This window comes from Streptomyces sp. NPDC057253 (assembly GCF_042669125.1).
In the GTDB taxonomy this organism is placed as follows: Bacteria; Actinomycetota; Actinomycetes; order Streptomycetales; family Streptomycetaceae; genus Streptomyces.
The window spans coordinates 1-18,152 of the sequence record NZ_JBHUXV010000075.1 but is presented as its reverse complement, the minus strand read 5'-3'; the positions used below and the strand labels follow the sequence as shown (position 1 = coordinate 18,152).

At 70.1% G+C, this 18,152-nt stretch carries 14 protein-coding genes; 9 read left to right on the top strand and 5 right to left on the bottom strand.

The genetic code is table 11. The features are described from left to right. Positions 1-179 precede the first annotated feature (179 nt). Together ACFULQ_RS32270 and rhaI are read right to left on the bottom strand one after the other, a co-directional pair. Entirely contained in the window at positions 180-2,219 is a 2,040-nt protein-coding gene (locus ACFULQ_RS32270) for a bifunctional aldolase/short-chain dehydrogenase (protein ID WP_383550774.1), read from the bottom strand. Positions 2,220-2,272: 53 nt separating this feature from the next. Continuing rightward, complete coding sequence (gene rhaI, locus ACFULQ_RS32265) at positions 2,273-3,439, bottom strand: L-rhamnose isomerase (protein ID WP_383550772.1); 1,167 nt, start codon at positions 3,437-3,439, stop codon at positions 2,273-2,275. Positions 3,440-3,805: 366 nt separating this feature from the next. Between rhaI and ACFULQ_RS32260 the strand changes: the two genes are divergently transcribed. Further along, on the top strand, positions 3,806-4,759 hold the full coding sequence (locus ACFULQ_RS32260) for an alpha/beta hydrolase (protein ID WP_383550770.1): 954 nt from the start codon (positions 3,806-3,808) through the stop codon (positions 4,757-4,759). Positions 4,760-5,622: 863 nt separating this feature from the next. On the opposite strand, the gene ACFULQ_RS32255 is transcribed toward ACFULQ_RS32260, so the two are convergent. After that, the gene (locus ACFULQ_RS32255) at positions 5,623-6,456 is read right to left on the bottom strand and encodes an alpha/beta fold hydrolase (protein ID WP_383550768.1); all 834 of its coding nucleotides are present in this window, start codon (positions 6,454-6,456) and stop codon (positions 5,623-5,625) included. A gap of 440 nt (positions 6,457-6,896) precedes the next feature. Here ACFULQ_RS32255 and ACFULQ_RS32250 point away from each other — a divergent pair, with 440 nt between their 5' ends. Genes ACFULQ_RS32250 through ACFULQ_RS32240 form a run of 3 tightly spaced genes read left to right on the top strand, consistent with a single transcriptional unit; the run spans position 6,897 to position 10,527 of the window. Then, positions 6,897-8,243, top strand: a complete 1,347-nt coding sequence (locus ACFULQ_RS32250; protein WP_383550766.1) for a flavin-containing monooxygenase — start codon at positions 6,897-6,899, stop codon at positions 8,241-8,243. Then, on the top strand, positions 8,240-9,115 hold the full coding sequence (locus ACFULQ_RS32245; RefSeq protein ID WP_383550764.1) for an SDR family NAD(P)-dependent oxidoreductase: 876 nt from the start codon (positions 8,240-8,242) through the stop codon (positions 9,113-9,115). The genes ACFULQ_RS32250 and ACFULQ_RS32245 overlap by 4 nt, the downstream gene beginning before the upstream one ends. Next, complete coding sequence (locus ACFULQ_RS32240) at positions 9,091-10,527, top strand: aldehyde dehydrogenase family protein (protein WP_383550762.1); 1,437 nt, start codon at positions 9,091-9,093, stop codon at positions 10,525-10,527. Before ACFULQ_RS32245 ends, ACFULQ_RS32240 begins: the two co-directional genes overlap by 25 nt. A 139-nt stretch (positions 10,528-10,666) precedes the next feature. On the opposite strand, the gene ACFULQ_RS32235 is transcribed toward ACFULQ_RS32240, so the two are convergent. Together ACFULQ_RS32235 and ACFULQ_RS32230 are read right to left on the bottom strand one after the other, a co-directional pair. Continuing rightward, positions 10,667-12,562, bottom strand: coding sequence for an alpha-L-fucosidase (locus tag ACFULQ_RS32235; protein ID WP_383550832.1), 1,896 nt, complete (start codon positions 12,560-12,562; stop codon positions 10,667-10,669). A gap of 301 nt (positions 12,563-12,863) precedes the next feature. After that, a complete protein-coding gene (locus ACFULQ_RS32230) occupies positions 12,864-15,743 on the bottom strand; it encodes an RICIN domain-containing protein (RefSeq protein WP_383550760.1) in 2,880 nt (959 codons plus the stop codon). Positions 15,744-16,467: 724 nt separating this feature from the next. Between ACFULQ_RS32230 and ACFULQ_RS32225 the strand changes: the two genes are divergently transcribed. The 5 genes from ACFULQ_RS32225 (at position 16,468) to ACFULQ_RS32205 (ending at position 18,034) form a co-directional block, all read left to right on the top strand. Further along, the gene (locus ACFULQ_RS32225) at positions 16,468-16,737 is read left to right on the top strand and encodes a hypothetical protein (RefSeq protein ID WP_383550758.1); all 270 of its coding nucleotides are present in this window, start codon (positions 16,468-16,470) and stop codon (positions 16,735-16,737) included. Beyond that, positions 16,626-17,141, top strand: coding sequence for a hypothetical protein (locus tag ACFULQ_RS32220; protein ID WP_383550756.1), 516 nt, complete (start codon positions 16,626-16,628; stop codon positions 17,139-17,141). The genes ACFULQ_RS32225 and ACFULQ_RS32220 overlap by 112 nt, the downstream gene beginning before the upstream one ends. Next, positions 17,048-17,302 carry a hypothetical protein gene (locus ACFULQ_RS32215; RefSeq protein WP_383550830.1) on the top strand — a complete coding sequence of 85 codons (255 nt, stop codon included), beginning with the start codon at positions 17,048-17,050 and terminating at the stop codon, positions 17,300-17,302. Before ACFULQ_RS32220 ends, ACFULQ_RS32215 begins: the two co-directional genes overlap by 94 nt. Further along, a complete protein-coding gene (locus ACFULQ_RS32210) occupies positions 17,299-17,490 on the top strand; it encodes a hypothetical protein (RefSeq protein WP_383550754.1) in 192 nt (63 codons plus the stop codon). The genes ACFULQ_RS32215 and ACFULQ_RS32210 overlap by 4 nt, the downstream gene beginning before the upstream one ends. A gap of 172 nt (positions 17,491-17,662) precedes the next feature. Then, the gene (locus tag ACFULQ_RS32205) at positions 17,663-18,034 is read left to right on the top strand and encodes an RICIN domain-containing protein (RefSeq protein WP_383550752.1); all 372 of its coding nucleotides are present in this window, start codon (positions 17,663-17,665) and stop codon (positions 18,032-18,034) included. Positions 18,035-18,152 lie beyond the last annotated feature (118 nt).

Below are 18,152 nucleotides of genomic sequence, written 5' to 3'. Positions count from 1 at the left end.
GCGGTGTGCACGGTCGGTTGAAGCAGGACAGGGAGTGGAGCGAGCAGCTCGGGGAGAGGCCGCGGGAACAGGGCCGGAGCGCGGGGCGGGGTGGAAGTGTCGGCGGAGGACTCCCGCCGGGGCCGCGCCCGGGTCCGCCGTATCGACACGGTGGACCCGGGCGCGCTCGCGGAGCGGTGTCAGCGGAGGAAGGCGGCTGCGACACCGGCGTCGACGGGGATGTGCAGGCCGGTGGTGTGGGTCAGTTCCCCGCCGGTGAGGGCGAAGACGGCGTTGGCCACGTGCTCGGGCAGCACCTCGCGCTTGAGGATGGTCCGCTGCGCGTAGAACTCGCCGAGCTTCTCCTCCTCCACGCCGTAGGTCGCGGCCCGCTGGGCGCCCCAGCCGGCGGCGAAGATCCCGGACCCGCGCACCACGCCGTCGGGGTTGATGCCGTTGACCCGGATGCCGTGCTCGCCCAACTCGGCGGCGAGCAGTCGCACTTGGTGGGCCTGGTCGGCCTTGGTGGCGGAGTAGGCGATGTTGTTGGGGCCGGCGAACACGGCGTTCTTGGAGGCGATGTAGACGATGTCGCCGCCCAGCTTCTGCGCGATCATCACCCGGGCCGCCTCGCGCGAGACGAGGAAGGAACCGCGGGCCATGATGTCGTGCTGGAGGTCCCAGTCCTTGGCGGTGGTCTCCAGGAGCGGCTTGGAGATGGAGATCCCGGCGTTGTTGACGACCAGGTCCACCCCGCCGAAGGCCAGCGCGGCGGCCTTGAAGGCGCCGGCGATCTGCTCCTCGGAGGTCACGTCCACGGTCACGGCGACGGCCTTGTCCGCGCCACCGAGCTCCTCGGCGACAGCGGAGGCATTGTCACCGTTCAGGTCCGCGATCACGACACACGCGCCCTCGGCGACCAGCCGGTGCGCGATGGCCTTGCCGATCCCGCTGCCCGCACCCGTCACCAGCGCGACCCGGGTCGCGAGCGGCTTCGGCTTCGGCATCCGCTGGAGCTTGGCCTCCTCAAGGGCCCAGTACTCGATGCGGAACTTCTCGGACTCCTCGATCGGCGCGTACGTGGAGACGGCCTCGGCGCCCCGCATCACGTTGATGGCGTTGACGTAGAACTCACCGGCGACCCGGGCGGTCTGCTTGTCCTTGCCGAAGGAGAACATGCCCACGCCGGGGATCAGCACGATCGCCGGGTCGGCGCCGCGCATGGCGGGGGAGTCGGGCAGGGCGTGCCGCTGGTAGTAGGCGGCGTACTCCTCGCGGTAGGCGGCGTGCAGTTCGCCGAGCCGTGTGACGGCCTCCTCCAGCGGAGCGGTCGGCGGCAGGTCGAGGACGAGGGGGGCGACCTTGGTGCGCAGGAAGTGGTCGGGGCAGGAGGTGCCGAGCGCGGCGAGCCGGGGGTGCTCGGCGCGGGCCAGGAACTCCAGCACCGGCTCGGAGTCGTTGAAGTGCCCGACCTGCGGCTTGTCCTGGGAGGCGAGGGCGCGGACGTACGGCGCGAGTGCGGCGGCCCGCTCCCGGCGCTCGGCTTCGGGCAGGGCGTCGTACCCGTCGAGGACGGGCCCGAAGGGCTCGGCCTTGCCGCGCTCCTGAAGGAACTTCTCGGCGGTGCGGATGATGTGCAGCGAGTTCTTCTCGCACTCCTCGGCACTGTCGCCCCAGGCGGTGATGCCGTGCCCGCCCAGGATCACCCCGATGGCCTGCGGGTTGGCGGCTTTGATGGCGGCGATGTCCAGCCCCAGCTGGAACCCGGGCCGCCGCCACGGCACCCAGGCGACGGTGTCCCCGAAGCACTCGGCGGTCAGCTTCTCCCCGTCGGCCGCGCAGGCGAGCGCGATCCCGGAATCGGGGTGCAGGTGGTCGACGTGGGCGGCGTCGACCAGCCCGTGCATGGCGGTGTCGATGGAGGGAGCGGCACCGCCCTTGCCGTGCAGGCAGTAGTCGAACGCGGCGACCATCTCGTCCTCGCGCTCCACGCCCGGGTACACCTCGGCGAGCGCCCGCATCCGGTCCAGCCTGAGCACGGCCAGTCCCGCCTCGGTGAGGGTTCCGAGGTCACCACCGGACCCCTTGACCCACATCAACTCGACATCACCCCCGGTCACGGGATCGACATCAGTGCCCTTGGCGGACGCGTTGCCACCGGCGTAGTTGGTGTTACGGGGGTCGGAGCCCAGCCGACGGGACCGCGCGAGAAGGGCGGCGGCTTCGGGGTGCAGTGCCATGAGTGGATCTCTTCCTTGCTTGGTCGGGACCTTGCGGGTTGCGAGAGGTGGGATCAGGCGCCCCAGCCGGCCTGGGTGCCACCGACACGTTCGGTGGTGATCCGCTGCTGCCATCCCGAGGCCCGGTAGGCGGCGAGCGGGTCGGGACCGAGGCCCATCTCCTCGCGGACCTCGCGCAGCAGCGGTCGTACGTCGGTGTTGTACGCGTCCATCAGCACCGCGTTCGCCTCCAGCACGTCGCCCGCGCGCTGGGCGGCCGTCAGCGCCTCGCGGTCGACCAGCAGTGCCTTTGCGGTGGCTTCCTGGACGTTCATGACCGACCGGATGACCGCGGGGATCTTCGCCTCGATGTTGTGGCACTGGTCGAGCATGAACGCCACGTTCGTCGCCGCCTCGAAACCGCCGTTCCGGGAGACCTCGTACAGGATGCGGAACAGCTGGAACGGGTCGGCGGACCCGACCATGAGGTCGTCGTCGGCGTAGAAGCGGGAGTTGAAGTCGAACCCGCCGAGCTTGCCTTCGCGCAGCAGGGTCGCGACGATGAACTCGATGTTGGTGCCGGGCGCGTGGTGGCCCGTGTCGACGACGACCTGCGCCTTGGGCCCGAGCTTCAGGCAGTGCGCGTACGCCGTCCCCCAGTCCGGCACGTCGGTGGTGTAGAAGGCCGGCTCGAAGAACTTGTACTCCAGCAACATCCGCTGACCGTCGCCCAGCCGGTCGTACACCGCCGAGAGCGCCTCGGCCAGCCGGTCCTGGCGCCCGCGGATGTCGTCCTGGCCCGGGTAGTTGGTGCCGTCGGCGAACCACAGCTTCAGGTCCGTGGACCCCGTCGCGTCCATGATGTCGACGCACTCCAGCAGATGGTCCACGGCCTTCCGGCGCACCTCGGCGTCGGGGTGGCACACGCTGCCGAGCCGGTAGTCGTCGTCCTGGAAGGTGTTGGAGTTGATCGCGCCCAGTTCCAGGCCGCGCTCGGCGGCGTACTTGGCCAGGGCGCCGTAGTCGTCCACCTTGTCCCAGGGGATGTGCAGCGACACCTTGGGCGCCACGCCCGTGAACGCGTGCACCTGCGCCGCGTCGTCCAGCTTCTCGTGGGGCGTGCGCGGTACGCCGTCCTGGGCGAAGACCTTGAAGCGGGTGCCGGAGTTGCCGTAGCCCCAGGACGGCGTCTCGATCCGCTGGCCGGCGAGTGCGGCCTTCACCGCGGCGATGTCAGGCATGTCCACCTCAGGTCACGAAGGAGTCCCACGGGGGGACCGGGATTGACAGGCTATGAAACGATTCATTTTCGCGCTGGAAGGTAGCTTCTGCGGCGACCCCCGTCAAGCGACTCCCGGCGGCCCGACCGGGCCTCGTCGCGTAGCAGAGTGGCGGTGATCGGTCCGCGAGATTGCGAGGTAGTAGCTCTTCAACGACGTTGTCGGCGGGTTGAAACATTTCAATTCCCCGCATCGCTATCGCTGTCCTCCAGGCAATGGAAACCTACTAGCATTCGGGATTCAAGGCTATGATCCCTCGTGAACGACGTGACAGCCACGTGACGACAGAGATCCCCTCTCCGGAGTGCCGACAAGGAGCCGCCCGCCATGCCCAGTGCCACGTATGCCCTGATGGAGGGGTGGTTCCAGGACGCCGCCGCGCAGCGCGGGCCCATGAACCTCGCGGCGGACCGTGAACAGGCGGCCGGCCTGGCGGACATGTACCGCCCCCTGCCCGGTGTCGTCGACGAGCCCGCCGAGGCGCTCAGACCGGGCTCGTACCTGATGACCCCGGATGGGGCCCGCGACGACCTGGTCATCCTGTTCATCCATGGCGGAGGATTCCGTTCCGGGCTGGCCAGGGGGTCACGGGGGCTGGGTGCTCACCTCGCCCTGGCGACCAGGGCCCGGGTGCTGCTGCCGGAGTACCGGCTGGCTCCCGAGGACCCCTTCCCGGCGGGACTCGACGACTGCCTGGCCGCGTTCGACCATGCCGCCTCGCTCGCACCCAGGATCGTGGTGGCCGGGGAGTCGGCGGGCGCCAACCTCGCGCTCGCGGTGCTCCTGAGCCGTCTGTCGGAGAAGCACCCCGCCATCCTCGCGGGGGTGCTCTACGCGGGTGTGTTCGACCTGCGCAAGGAACGGTTCTCCGAGGGGAGCTGGACCGGCAACGCGGACACCGACCCGCTGCTGCCGCACGGACTCGGGCAGGCCATGCATGACGACTACCTCGCCGGCCACCCCGCTGACGACCCTCTGGTGAGTCCCGTCGTCGCCGACCTGACCGGTCTACCGCCCCTGTTCCTCCAGGTGTCCGGCGCCGAGCGCCTCCTGGACGACTCGCTGACGGTGGCCGACCGGGCGGCCCGGGCGGGCGTCGAGGTCGACCTGGAGGTGTGGCCGAAGATGTTCCACGTGTGGCAGACGGCGGTCGGGTTCCTGCCCGAGGCGACCGAGGCGGTGGCCCGTACCGCCGCGTTCGTGCGGCGGGTCGCCGACGGCCGGTTCGTCCACGGGCCGTCGTTGCTGGGCGGCCCGGCGAGCCTCGAAGAAGTCCTGTGAGGGTGGCACGCCGTACGTGACGGGGCGTGGGCCCCTGGTGCGCCGACGGCCGACCGCTCGGGGCGGGCTGTCAGGTCGTTCCGGACGGGCCCGGGGTTCGTCCCCGCCCGCGACGACCCGGTGCTCTCCACGGCCTCGTGTCGCGTCCCGTGAGGTGGTGCAGGCGGTCGGGCATTGCGCGTTCTGTCACCAAGTCGCCGCGACTCCCGCAGCCGCGGTGGTCCACGAGGCGTCCTGCCGAGGCCGGTCGATCACCTGAACGCGACGGCGCCACCGTCCTGCACCTGTGGATTCCGCTGCTCTGACCGGCTGCACCCTGCGGCGGCGGGTGCCCGGCGGGACGCCGTCCGGGGCGCCCAGCCGCTCGCTGGATGTCACCGTCGCCCGTGGACAACGGCCTGGCTGCGTGGCCGCCCCGACCCTCTCGTCGACGAACGGCGTCAGCAGAGTGTCATCGGGGAGCGAGTGCCTGAGAACCGACGCGGGAGGGCAGTGACTCGGTCGGGCCGGGCCCCGCGACGTGGTGTAGGGGGTCAAGCGCTCCGCGTTCCGGTTCGAGGCCCGTGGCGAAGTCCGTCGAGGCGGAGGTCCGCGAAGCGCCCCGCGGAACCGGGACGAACGCCCGAGTAGGCGGAGCCACCGTCTCCGACCTGCCGATTCCGGCCCGTTGATCCCTTACACCACTCGGCGGGACGCCGCCCTCGGTCGCAGCTCGGGCACGCCCGTTCGCGGCCGACTCATCCGCACCGACATGTTCTGGTGCGCGCACCTCACCGCCGGCCGAGCACCCGCGCCACGCGCCCCATCCGTGGTTGCGCACAGACGCCGCGGGCGACGGCCGACGGGGGTGCGCCCGCGCCCTGTCAGCCGTGTGACCGCAGGTGTTCGAGGAGGAGGCCGTTGAGCGCCTCGGGTGCTTCCTCGGGGACCCAGTGGCTTACGCCCTCAAGGGTTTCGAAGCGGTACGGCCCGCTGACCCACTGCCCGGTGTCGCGTGCGGCCACCGGTCCGAACACGGCGTCGTCCGTGCTCCAGACGTACAGGGTGGGGAGGTCGATGACGCCGACCGCGCCGTCGGGCCGGCCGGCTCGGTACCAGTTCAGCGCCGCGGTGAGAGCGCCGGGCTCGGACAGGTGGCGGGCGTGGGCGTCGGCGCAGGCCTGCGGGATCCTGCCCGCGTAGGCGGCCCGCAGTTCCTCGGCGTCGTTCGCGAGCATACGGTTCTCGGTCGCCGGCGTCTCCCGCCAGTCGATCATGTACTGGGAACGCTTGCGCTGGTCCTCGTCGGTGCCGAGGGCCGCGGCGAGAGCGGCGGGGTGCGGGGTCGAGACGACCGTCAGGGTGCGCACCCGACCGGGGTGGGCACCGGCGACCCACCACGCCACCGCGCCTCCCCAGTCATGGCCGACGAGGTCGAACGTCGCCCAGCCCAACTCCTGCGTGATCGCGACCACGTCGTCGGCCAGGATGTCGATGCGGTAGTCCTCGGGCCGCTCGGGGCGGACACCGGGGGAGTAGCCGCGCTGGTCCGGTGCCACGACACGGTGGCCCTGCGCGGCCAGCGCCTCGATCTGCCGTTCCCACGCACGTCCCGTCTGCGGGAAACCGTGCAGCAGCAGAACCGGGCGGCCCTCGGGCGGGCCTGCCACGAGGGCGTCGAACACGCCGGCGGCGGTGGAGATGCTCAGCTCGGTCACGAGCCACTCCTTCACATGGATCAGTCGGTCGGTCTTCGATGACGGAAACGGAACGCACAGGTCGAGGAGGGCGGCCGGCGGACAGCCGCTCGCCGGTGCCGTCGCAGGACGCGCCCAGGGGCAGCGCGTTGCCTCGCTTCTTGTGACGGGCGCCGCCGAGCCCGGTGCTCTGCCTCGGCCGTCCTCGTTCTCCCTGTGCCCGGTGTCGATCGGAGCCTAGATCACCGATCTCCGCCCTCCGCGCCGGGCCACGAGAACAGGGCCGGGATCCCTGAGTCCGCACTCCCCATATCCCGTTTCGCCAGGGGGTGCGAGGCAGAAGCGGCAGGCCGACTGGCCGCTGAGGTCCCCTTCGTGGCCGCGCGGGTCAGTTCCCGCCGGTCCGCCGGTCCGTAGGTTCACTGCAACACCTGGGACATCGCTGCAAGGGAGGCGGACTGGTGAAGCGGATCCAGTACGACACGTGTGTGATCGGCGCGGGCCCCGCGGGCCTCGCGGTGGCCAGGGCGCTGGCGGAGCGGGAAATGCCGTACACCCATATCGAACGGCACACGGGACCCGGCGGTCTCTGGGACATCGACAACCCCGGCAGTCCGATGTACGAGTCGGCCCACTTCATCTCCAGCAGGACGCTCTCCGGCTTCGGCGGATATCCCATGCCGGAGCACTTCGCGGACTATCCGCCGCACCGGCAGATCCTGTCCTACCTGACCTCCTTCGCCGAGGCGTACGGGCTGAGGGACCGGATCGAGTTCGGCATCGGGGTCCGTGACGTGACGAAGAACGGGGACGGTACCTGGACGGTCACCCGGGCCGACGGCCGGCAGAGCGTGCACGGGCAGGTGGTGGTGTGTACGGGAGCCCAGTGGCATCCCAACATCCCCGACCTGCCGGGCCACTTCACGGGCGAGGTCCGCCACACCGTCACCTACCGCAGCGCCGACGAACTGCGCGGCAAGCGGGTACTGGTGGTGGGCGCCGGGAACTCGGGCCTGGACATCGCCTGCGACGCGGCGCGGGCCGCGGACCACGCGGTGATCAGTATGCGCCGGGGGTACTGGTTCATCCCCAAGCACCTGTTCGGCCGTCCCGTGGACACCATCGCCGCGGGCGGCCCCCATCTGCCGATGTGGCTGGAGCAGCGGCTCTTCGGCGCGCTGCTTCGGCTCGTCAACGGCGACCCGCGCAGGCTCGGTCTCCAGAAACCCGACCACCGGCTGTTCGAGACCCACCCCGCCCTCAACTCCATGCTGATCCACCACCTCCAGCACGGCGACATCACGGCACGGCCCGCGATCGCCCGTACCGAGGGCCGCACGGTGCACTTCACCGACGGCACGAGCGACGACATCGACCTGATCCTGCTGGCCACCGGGTACGTCCACAAGGTCCCCGTCGCGCAGCGGTACTTCGGTGCCGAGCAGCACCCCGACCTGTACCTGTGCTCCTTCTCCCGGGAACACGAGGGCCTGTTCGGGGTCGGGTTCGTCGAGACCAACTCCGGCGCCTACCAGCTCTTCGACCAGCAGGCCCAGCTGATCGCCTCGTTCATCCAGGACGGACGGCGCGGGCTGCCGACCGCCGAGCGGTTCGCCCAGATGGTCCGCAGCGACCGGCCGGACCTGTCCGGCGGGCTGAAGTTCGTCGACTCCCCGCGCCACACCGGTTACGTGCACAGCGACGCGTTCGTGAAGTACCTCGGCAAGGTCGCGTCCGGGATGGGTTGGCGTGCGGAGGGACGGCCGCCCCGGGCGACGGCCGTGCAACAGGAGGCGGTCGCGTCATGACGTACGACTTCCGTGACAAGGTCATCGTGGTGACCGGCGGCGCCGGTGGCATCGGCAGCGCCCTGTGCGACCGGTTCGCCTCCGGCGGTGCCCGCCTCGTCGTGGTCGACATCGACGAGGCGCGGGCCCGGCGGACCGCCGACGGCCTGCCCGGCGGTGGACATACCGGACTGGGTTGTGACCTGCTGGACCGGGCCGCCGTGGAACGGATGGTCGACCGGGTCGCCGTCACCCACGGCCGGATCGACGTCCTGGTCAACAACGTGGGCATGACCAGCGCGGAACGCTTCGACGTGCGCAGCGTCGAGAGCATCGAGCGGGAGATCGACCTCAACCTGCTCTCGCCGCTCGTCACCACCCGGCTCGCCGTCCCGTTGCTGAAGGCGTCGGACGACCCGCGGGTCGTCACCACGGTCTCCCTGGGCGGGATCTTCCCGCTGGGCGAGACGCCCATCTACACCGCGTCGAAGTTCGGGCTGCGCGGTGCGATGCTCGCCATCGGCCTCGACCTGCGGAGCAAGGGCATCAGGGCGGGTTCCGTACTGCCCTCGGCGACCGACACGAGGATGCTGCGGCAGGAGGCCGTGGACGGGGGCAACTCCCTCCAGTTCCAGGACCGGCCGCAGCAGCCCGCGGACGTCGTCAGGGCGGCCGTGAGCCTCCTGGACCGACCCCGTCTGGAGGCCTACGCCAAACCCGGAGAGGCCCGTCTCGTGCGGCTGGCGATGCTGGTGCCGAACCTCCTGCCCCGGCTCTTCCCCCTGTTCCGCAAGCGAGGCGAGCGTGGCATGGCCCGCTATCTGGAGGACCTGCGCCGCAGGGGACTGGCCCGCCGGACCGGCGACCGATGGGAACTGGTGGAGGAAGCATGACCACGAGCACGTCCACGCTCAGGGTCGTCAATCCGGCGACCGGCGAGCTGATCACCACCGTTCCCGCCGCCGGCGCGGCGGAGGTCGCGGCGGCGGCCGAGCGGGCGCATCGCGTCTTCGCGAGCGGTGTGTGGTCCGGGCGGGCCCCCAGGGAGCGAGCCGCGGTGCTGCTGCGCCTGGCCGACCTCATGGAACGCGACGCCGAGTCGCTGGCCCGGCTGGACAGCGAGGACGCGGGCAAACCGATCACGGAGTGCCGTACCGGTGACGTGCCCGGGGCCGTCGAGTCGGTCCGCTGGTTCGCGGAGGCGGCGGACAAGGTCTTCGGCCGGGTCGCCCCCACCGGCCGGGGCAGCCTCGGACTGATGAGCCGGGAACCGGTCGGGGTGGCCGCGGCGATCCTGCCGTGGAACTACCCGCTGGCCATGGCCGCCTGGAAGGTGGGACCCGCCCTCGCCGCGGGCAACAGCCTGCTGCTCAAACCCGCCGAGGCCACTCCGCGCTCCACTCTGCGGCTGGCCGAACTGGCCACGGAGGCGGGCCTGCCGGACGGCGTACTGACCGTACTGACCGGCCACGGCGCGGTCACCGGCACCGCACTGGCCCGCGATCCGCTGGTGCGCGCGCTGTCGTTCACCGGGTCCACGGCCACCGGTCGCCGGATCCTGGCGGACGTGGCGGAGACCAACTTCAAGCGGGTCTCGCTGGAGATGGGCGGCAAGAGCCCGCAGATCCTCATGGCCGACGCACTCGACTACGGCGACGAACTCATCGACGACATGATCGAGGCCGCGTACCTGACGATGGGTCAGAACTGCACGGCGGGCTCCCGCATCCTCGTCCACCGGCACATCGCCGAGGAGGTGCTGCACCGTTTCGCGACCGCCGCGAAGGGCCTCGTCATCGGCGATCCCGCCGACCCGCGCACCCAGGTCGGACCGCTCATCGGCCGGCCCGCCTTCGACCGGGTCGCGACCGCGGTGGACGCGGCCCGCTCCGCCGGGGCCCAGATCCACACCGGCGGTCTGCCGCACGGTCTTCCGGCCCGCGGCGCCTACTACCCGCCCACCGTGATCAGCCGTGCGCCGGAGGGGAGCGACGTGCTCACGAAGGAACTCTTCGGACCGGTCGTCACCGTCCAGACCTTCACCTCCGAGGACGAGGCGGTACGGATGGCGAACGCCTCCGAGTACGGACTCGCCGCCTCGGTCTGGACCCGTGACCTCGACAGCGCGCTCCGGCTGGCACGGGGTGTCGAGGCGGGCGTGATCTCCGTCAACGCCTACAGCGAGGGCGACATCACCACCCCCTTCGGCGGCTGGAAGCAGTCCGGGTTCGGCGGCGCGGAGAAGTCCACCGACGCCTTCGCGCAGTGGACCAGGGAGAAGACGGTCTGGATCCGCACCCGGTGACCTTCTGCGGGCGCCCCGAGGGGGACCGACGCGCCCCTCCCGCGCGCCGCCTCCTCGCAGCGCGGCGCCGCCGCGCCGGCACCGGCGTCGGGCCTCGGCCCAACGGCCAGGTCGGTGACGCGTGCACGGCCCGGCCGGGTCAGACCTTGGTGATCTGCCATTGCTGTTGTGGGGCGCCCTGGTAGGTCCACTGGTTGATGGTGGCGTTGTCGCCGGTGGAGGCCGCGTCCACGTTGAGGGCGAGTCCGCTGAAGCGGTTGACGAGCAGGTAGTGGCCGTCGCCGGTGGGGGTGATGGCCCAGTGCTGCTGGGGTGCGTCGGCGTCGGTCCAGATGTCGGTGGGGCCGCCGTCGGCACGAGACAGGGCGGCGGTTTCGAGGAGGGTGCCGGTGGCGGCGTTGCGGATCTTGTAGTAACCGTCCCCGGTGGGGACGAGGGTCCACGTCTGGGCGGTCTTCTTGCTCCACGTGGACTGGGCGAGAGCGGTGCCATTGGTGGTGCCGGTAGTGGTGAGGGCCTTTTCGCTGTGGCGGGCGGTGAGGCGGTAGGTGGTGTTCTTCCCCTGGAAAGTTGTCCGTTGGAGCGTGGGCTTGCGGGTGCGTCCGCCGATGCGGAGGTTGCCGATGTTGGCGTAGCCGCCGGTGGCCGCGTCGGCCTCGATACGGACGAAGCCGACGTCGCGGGCGGCCCACTCGGCGGTCTTGAGGGTGCGGTCTCCGGCCCAGGTGCCGGCGGCGACCTGGGTGAAGGTGGTGCCGTCGGTGCTGGTGGAGATGGTGTACGAGGTGATGTCACCGTCGGTGGCGTTGGTGCGGTTCCACTGCTTGGGCAGGTACTCGAAGGTGGTGATGTCGCTCCAGACGCCGCCGAGGTCGATGGTGATCGACTGAGGGAGGGCCAGGCTCCAGGTGGACCAGCAGCTTTCGACGTTCTTGTCGCTGAGTCCGTCGATGGCGTTGAGAGGGCCTTCGCCGGTGTGGAAGGCGGTGGCGTAGGCGTTGACGGGGGTGATGGGGTGTTCGGCGCGCAGGGGCTGGGTCGGCAGGGGTGCTCTGGAGGTGTCGGGGTTCCAGGCGGCGCCGACCTCGGCGAGGCGGGTGACGATGTTGGTGTCGAGGCGGCCGTCGCGGTTGGGCGGGCAGTTGAGGATGAACGAGGTGTACTTGGGTTCGAGGTCGGCGAGGTGGGAGAGGATCGACGCCTTGCTCATCGGGTCCTTGGTCGGTGTGGAGGGGTGCCAGAACCAGCCGTCGCTGATCGTCTGCCCCTGCAGGCCGGCGTAGGTGTTCCCGGCCGGGGCCGTGATGCCCAGCGGCTCCTCGAAGAAGATCGCGTCACTGAGGAACGGCACGGACAGACCGCCGATGTCGACCATGACGCAGTCCGGCTGCAGGGACTGAACCAGTGATCGGATGCGCTGGTAGGAGACGGCCTGCTGGCCCATCTGCCAGGCGTAGCCGTCGGTGACGAAGATGTCTATCTTGCCGTAGCCGGTGAGGAGTTCGGTGATCTGGCCGAGGACGTACGTCATGTCGGCGGGCTGGATGGCCTCCTTGGTGCCGACGCCGTGGCGGGTGTCGTAGGCCTCGACGGTGTGGGTCCGGTCCCAGACGGAGAAGTACAGGCCGACCTTGAGGCCCTTGGCGCGGAAGGCCTTGACGTACTGGTCGACGATGTCGTGACGGTACATGCTGTGGGCGACGTTCTGTTCGCCGTAGGCGGTGGGCCACAGGGCGAAGCCGTCGTGGTGCTTGGTGGTCAGGACGCCGTAGCTCATCTTGGCGGCTGCCGCGGCGGCGGCCCACTGGGCGCAGTCGACGGTGGTGGGGGCGAACAGTGCGGGGTCCTGGTGTGCGGCGGCCCACTCCTCGTCGGTGAAGGTGCCCAGGTTGAAGTGGTTGAACATGCCGAACCGCAGGTCGACCAGCTTGCTCAGCTTGTCCTGCGGGGTGGCGGTGGCCGCCTGGGCGACGGCGCCCAGGCTGGGTACGACGGGCAGCGCGGAGGCGGCCACGGCGGCACCCGCGACACCCATGAGCCGACGGCGGGACAGACTTCCGGACACGATTCACTCCCGGTGCAACGGAGGGCGAAGGGGCTGATGTGACCTATGAATCTCATTCGTGTGTCTGGCCGGTCAACCCCAATGCAGGGATGAATGTTGTTGAGAGCCAACTGAGTTTGGGGTCAGAGTGGGCTATTTCGGCTCTACTGACTCACATACATCGCATGTATGCAGCCCATCCCCTCGCATGAGTGGAAGCTGACCGGAACATTGACGCGGCGGAGGGCCACGCCCCCTCCCCGGAGGCGCGGCCCTGTCGTCACCGTCGTTCCTACTGCGCAGGCCTCAGCTGCCACTGCTGCCCGTTGCCGCCGGTCGAGGTCCTCGCGATGACGGAGGACCCCTGGGAGGCGGTGTCGCTGACGTCGGCCAGGTACCCGGTGGCCCGGTTGGCCAGGCTGAAGTAGCCGCCGGAGTTGTACACGAACCGCCACTGCTGCGTGTTGGCGCCGGTGTACGTGGACTGGTCGAGCTGGGTGCCGCTGTTGCCGTCCGGGGACCGGAGGACCTTGCCGCTGTTGATGTTGACCAGCTTGACGTAGCCCGAGTCGACCGACTGCACGCGCCACTGCTGGTTGGTCGCGGCGGTGCAGACCCAGGTGCAGGTCCTGCCCTTGTACGGCCACTGGATGACCTTCGCCCCGTCGGCCGTGGAGCCGCCGTTGACGTCGATGGCCATACCGCTGGTGCGGTTGGTCAGCGCGTAGGTAGCGCCTTCCACCGGGACCGGAACCAGGGTCCATGCCTGGTTGTCGCCGCCGTTGGCGCTCCACTGGATGACGGATGCCCCGTCGGCGGTGGAGCCGCCGGACACGTCGGCGACCAGCCCCGCCTTGCGGCCGAGGATCTGGTAGGTGCCGTCACCGTCGGCCCGCAGCTGCCACTGCTGGTGGGTGCCGCCGTTGGCGCTCCACTGCTCCAGCTGGACACCGCGGCCGGTGGAGGCGTTGGGCACGTCGAGCACCTTGCCGGAGCCGATGGCCGTGAGGGTCAGCCAGCCGGTCTGGTTCCCGGTGAGCTGCCACTGTTGGGCGCTGGAGGAGGTGTAGGCGGACTGGGTGATGTTCCCGGAGGAGTCGACCGTGAGCGCCTTCCCGCTCTTCTTGTTCAGGACGGCGTATCCGCCTGACGGAGCCGGGGTGCCGATCGCGGTGACCGACAGGTTGTCGAACGCCTGGGTCTGGTATCCGGCCGTGCCCAGTCCGGCCTCACCCGCGGTGAAGGAGCTGTCGGTGACGCTGCCGACGGTGCTGCCGTCGATCTTCGCGGTGATGGTCGATCCCTCGAAGGAGATGGCCAGCTTGTGCCAGCTGCCGGTGCCCAGGGCGCCGGCGGTGCCCGACCTGAGGGTGGTCAGGGTGCCGTCGGTGTCGTTCTTGACGATGGACCAGGCCCCGGTGTCGTCCGCCTGCAGGTAGTACTTGGCCATCTTCGCCGACTCGCCGGATGGCTCGGGGCCCGCCCGGCCGATCACCTGCACCGCGCCGGACTGCGCCAGGTAGGCGTCGACGCTCACGGTGTAGTCGGTCCAGTTCGGGTTGCCCACGATGGTGTAGGGCGTACCCGTGTGGTTCCAGGTGATCGGGGTGGTGGGTGCCATCTGGCGTACGCACTGCCCGGACCGGCCGCCGGGGCAGGCGACGGTCTCGAAGGCGCCCTGTTGCTGGGCCAGGTACTGCGGTTCGTGGCCCGGGGTGTCGGACTCGAAGCCGTTGTCGTAGGGCAGCGCGAGGGGTGCCTGCGGCGGACTGGCCGCGGTGCCCCTGCCGGTGGTGGACAGGGTGGTGAACGAGTACGCGTAGCCGGGCTTGAGGGTGGCGGTGAACGAGCCGCCACTGGGGGAGATGTCGGACTGCTTGACCCAGTAGTCGGAGATGTTCCCGGAGCCGAAGTCGCTCGCCCACACGTGCACCTGCGCCGAGGCGGGCAGGCCGCCGGTCACGTCGAAGGTCACGTCACGGGAGGCGGTCGCGTCCAGGGTCTCGGCGACGACGCTGTAGTCGCCGTGGTCGGGTGCCTGGTAGGTGATGTACGAGCCGTTGGCGCGGTTGCCGCCGAAGTACCCGGAGGCAGAGTCGATGTACTTCCAGCCCGGCGAGGTGACCTGGGTGGTGTGCGCGATCGCCCACAGGGTCCTGCCCTGGTCGTACCAGCCGGACCACGGCTGGTTGGCGTAGATCAGGCCGGCGGTGGGCCAGGGCACGTTGTCGTAGATCGACCCGACGATCGGCCAGTTGATGTAGCCGCTCATCTTGCCGTCGAGGTACCCCCGGTTGATCGCCCGGACCGTCGGGGCGCCCCCCGCGTTGTAGTCCTGTGAGCCGTTCTCACTGGCCCAGAGGGTCTTGCCGGTGGCCACCGCGTTCGACGAACTCGGGCAGCTGCTCATGGCGTTGAGGTAGCCGCAGGGGTAGTGGGCTCCGACGATGTCCACGCTGGACGCGAACGTCGGGTCCTTGAGCATGTCGTCGGCGATGGACCAACCGACCTGGTCGTTGCCGACGATCTGCGTCGAGTAGCCCGCCGTGCGGATGGCGGCGTGCAGGTTCTCGTAGAACGTCTTGTCGTAGGCCTTCTCGTTCTGACTGCCCCCCAGGTAGTCGATGGTCAGATGGTGCTGCGACGCGCAACCCAGCCAGTCCGTCAGGTAGTTGACGGTGGCGGTGGAGGTGAAGGTGCCCAGGTGGCCCGGGGCACCCCAGGCCAGCGCGGCGAGCTTGATCTTCGGGTTGCGGGCCTTGGCCTGCTCCATCAGCCACCACTCGTAACCGCGGTCGCAGGCGAGGTCACCGGCGGCGTGCTCGTGGCTGGACTCGGAGCCTGAGGTGGAGTTGGTGTCGCCGCCGATCTCGACCTTGAGGATCTGCAGGGAGGCGCCGTATCCGGGCTTGAACAGGTAGTCGAGGATCTGGCTCCGGTACGGCTCGGGATAGTCGATCAGCAGTCGGCTGTTGCCGCCGCCGCCACTGATCGCGCCGACTCCGTCGAAGGTACGGCCGGTTCCGGTGCCGTCGATCGTGACGGTGTCCGACGCGGCGTGCGCGGGGAGCTGACCGACGGTCACGGCACCCAGCGTCGAGGCCACGGTCAGGGTCAGGGCGCTGAGCAGGGACCGCCAGGATCTGCGCGGGCGGGTTCTGGGTTGGGACACTTTCCCGTCCTTCACTCGGTGCAAGGGGGTGGGGGCGAGGACGCCGGGGGATGTCGGGCGCGCGGTCGGACGCGGGCCGTGGGAAGGGGAGCGACGATGCCGGCGGCGGTCATGGTCACGGCGCCGGCGAGCGCACTTCAGTGCCTGGTGGATTCTGTCAAGTTTCTCTCCTGGCCGCTCGCGGACAGCGCGGGGCGCGGGTGCGGGTCGAGTCCTGCACACGGGGAGCAGGACGGAACGCCGCCGCGGAGCAACGCGATTGGGGCCGCACACGATGCGTCGTACGCGGCGACGGCATGGGATGGATTAAGCGGCATTGATCGGGCTTCTGTCCAGAGGCTGAACCAACTTCTGGAGTCAAAACTCCTGTTGGGTGGAGATTGCTCGGATCCGGCTGTGGTTTAGATGGGATGAATGACGGGAGCGGTCACCGGGGGGTGAAGTCGACCCGGACACCTCGGGTTCCGGTGCCGGCCGTTCCTGGCGTCACCATTGACGCGACCGTGGGAAGTGCCTAGCTTCACTACCGGGTCGCACATATTCCAACAATTGTCGAACCGTGTCATCGAAGGGACCTCGATGCTCCGACACGCCCTTGCCTGTCTGCGGTCGGCTCGCCTGGCCATGCTCGCACCGGTGGTCTCCGGACCTTGCGCCCCAGCGTCTCTGCCACCGTGACCAACGCGACCAGTTCGCGGACACCGGTCGAGCCGTCGGCACGCCCATGGCGGCGCAGAGATCGAAGTCGGCTCCGAATACTGCTGGTTCGGGCAGCGTGATCGACGTCGCGTTGCTCGAACGGCTCTACGATTCCGGCCGCTACCTCTTCGTCAGCTCCAGCGGCGTGCTGCCACCCCGCCTCACCGGCATCTGGACCGGCTCGTGGAACGGCGCCTGGGCCGACGACTTCACCACCGGCGCAACGTCAACTTCCAGGTGGCCGGCGGCACCATCCTCGATCTCGGCGTGGCCATGCAGGGCTACTTCGACCTGATGCTCGGCCAACTCACCGACTGGCGCACGAACGCCAGGAACATCTACGGCGCCCGCGGCTTCCTCGCCCCGCCCCGCACGGACGGTGAGCACGGACACCTGCTCCACTTCCAGACCTCCTGGCCGGACCAGTGCTGGACCGGCGCGGCCGACTGGCTGCTGTACCCGCTCCTGGAGCACTACCAGGTCACCGGCGACCAGGCGTTCCTGAAGGACGGGCTCGGGCAGGCCCTGATGGAACTGGCCCAGCAGGCTTCAACGAGTTCCGGATCAATGGCCAGGGCGCGCTCGCCGAAGGGTCCTGGCCCGGTCTGGACGACCAGTACAAGCCCAACCACTGCCAGCACAGGTACGGCGCCTGGCCGCTGCACGAGATCAACCCCGAGGACCGGCCCGACCTCGTAGGCCATGCCGCCACCGCCCTGGACCTGCGCCTCGACGGGACGTTCACGGCCCACGCCGACCGGCACCGCGCCCTGGCCCGCGCCCGGCTGAAGGACGGCGCCGGCGCCTATACCAACCTGCCGAAGATCCTGGGCAAGAAGGGGTGTTCAGGTCCTTCATGACCGCGCACAATCCCGACCTGGAGATCTACAACGCGGACGCCGCCCACGCTCTGCCCGGTGTCCTGGCCGAGATGCTCGTCTATTCCCGCCCGGGCGTGCTGGAGATCCTCCCCGCGCTGCCCGACCAGCTGCCGAAGGGCTCGATCAGCGGCGTCCTGGGCAGGAACCGCGTACGGACATCACCCTGATCAGCCGGCGCGGCATGACGACCGTGGTCACCTCCGCGACCGTCGCGGTCTCTCCCCTGGGCACTCACGCCAGGAAGGTCTCGCTGACGGCCGGCCTGCGGACGGACACCACGGTGTCGCTGCTCAGCGGCTGGTCCGGCTGGTCAACCGGCGCAGCGGCAAGGTACTGGACGTGTCCGACGCCGCCACCACCAACGGTGCCGGGATCATCCAGTCGACCCCGACGGGTGGCACCAACCAGCAGTGGCGGTTCCTGCCCGAGCCCGACGGATCCTTCCGGATCGCGGCCCGCCACAGCGGCGACCTCCTCGACAGTCCCGGAGGATCCCGGCAGGGGGCGCAACTCGACCAGTGGTCCGACTCGGGCGGGGACAACCAGCACTGGCGTCTGGTCGACGCGGGCGGCGGCCACCACCGGCTCGTCAACCTCCGCAACGGCCTGTGCGCGGACGTCGAGAGCGGCTCCCCGGACAACGGCGCCCGTGTCATCCAGTGGCCCGTCGGCGGCGGCACGAACCAACAGTGGCAGGTGGTCGCCGTGTGAACGGCCCTGGTCCCGCGTGCTCTGCCGCGCCCCGGACAGCGCCTCCTGAAGGACTGCCGTCGCGGGGGGGCCGGGGTGGGGGGGGGGGCCCGGCGGCCGCGGGGGGGGGGGGGGGGCA

Bases quoted from the DNA above. Each gene is read 5' to 3' on its own strand.
- ACFULQ_RS32210 (WP_383550754.1), top strand. From the start codon at position 17,299: ATGACCGCGCACAATCCCGACCTGGAGATCTACAACGCGGACGCCGCC.
- ACFULQ_RS32225 (WP_383550758.1), top strand. From the start codon at position 16,468: ATGGCGGCGCAGAGATCGAAGTCGGCTCCGAATACTGCTGGTTCGGGC.
- ACFULQ_RS32240 (WP_383550762.1), top strand. From the start codon at position 9,091: ATGGGAACTGGTGGAGGAAGCATGACCACGAGCACGTCCACGCTCAGG.
- ACFULQ_RS32235 (WP_383550832.1), bottom strand. From the start codon at position 12,562: ATGGGTGTCGCGGGTGCCGCCGTGGCCGCCTCCGCGCTGCCCGTCGTA.
- rhaI (WP_383550772.1), bottom strand. From the start codon at position 3,439: ATGCCTGACATCGCCGCGGTGAAGGCCGCACTCGCCGGCCAGCGGATC.
- ACFULQ_RS32260 (WP_383550770.1), top strand. From the start codon at position 3,806: ATGCCCAGTGCCACGTATGCCCTGATGGAGGGGTGGTTCCAGGACGCC.
- ACFULQ_RS32270 (WP_383550774.1), bottom strand. From the start codon at position 2,219: ATGGCACTGCACCCCGAAGCCGCCGCCCTTCTCGCGCGGTCCCGTCGG.
- ACFULQ_RS32245 (WP_383550764.1), top strand. From the start codon at position 8,240: ATGACGTACGACTTCCGTGACAAGGTCATCGTGGTGACCGGCGGCGCC.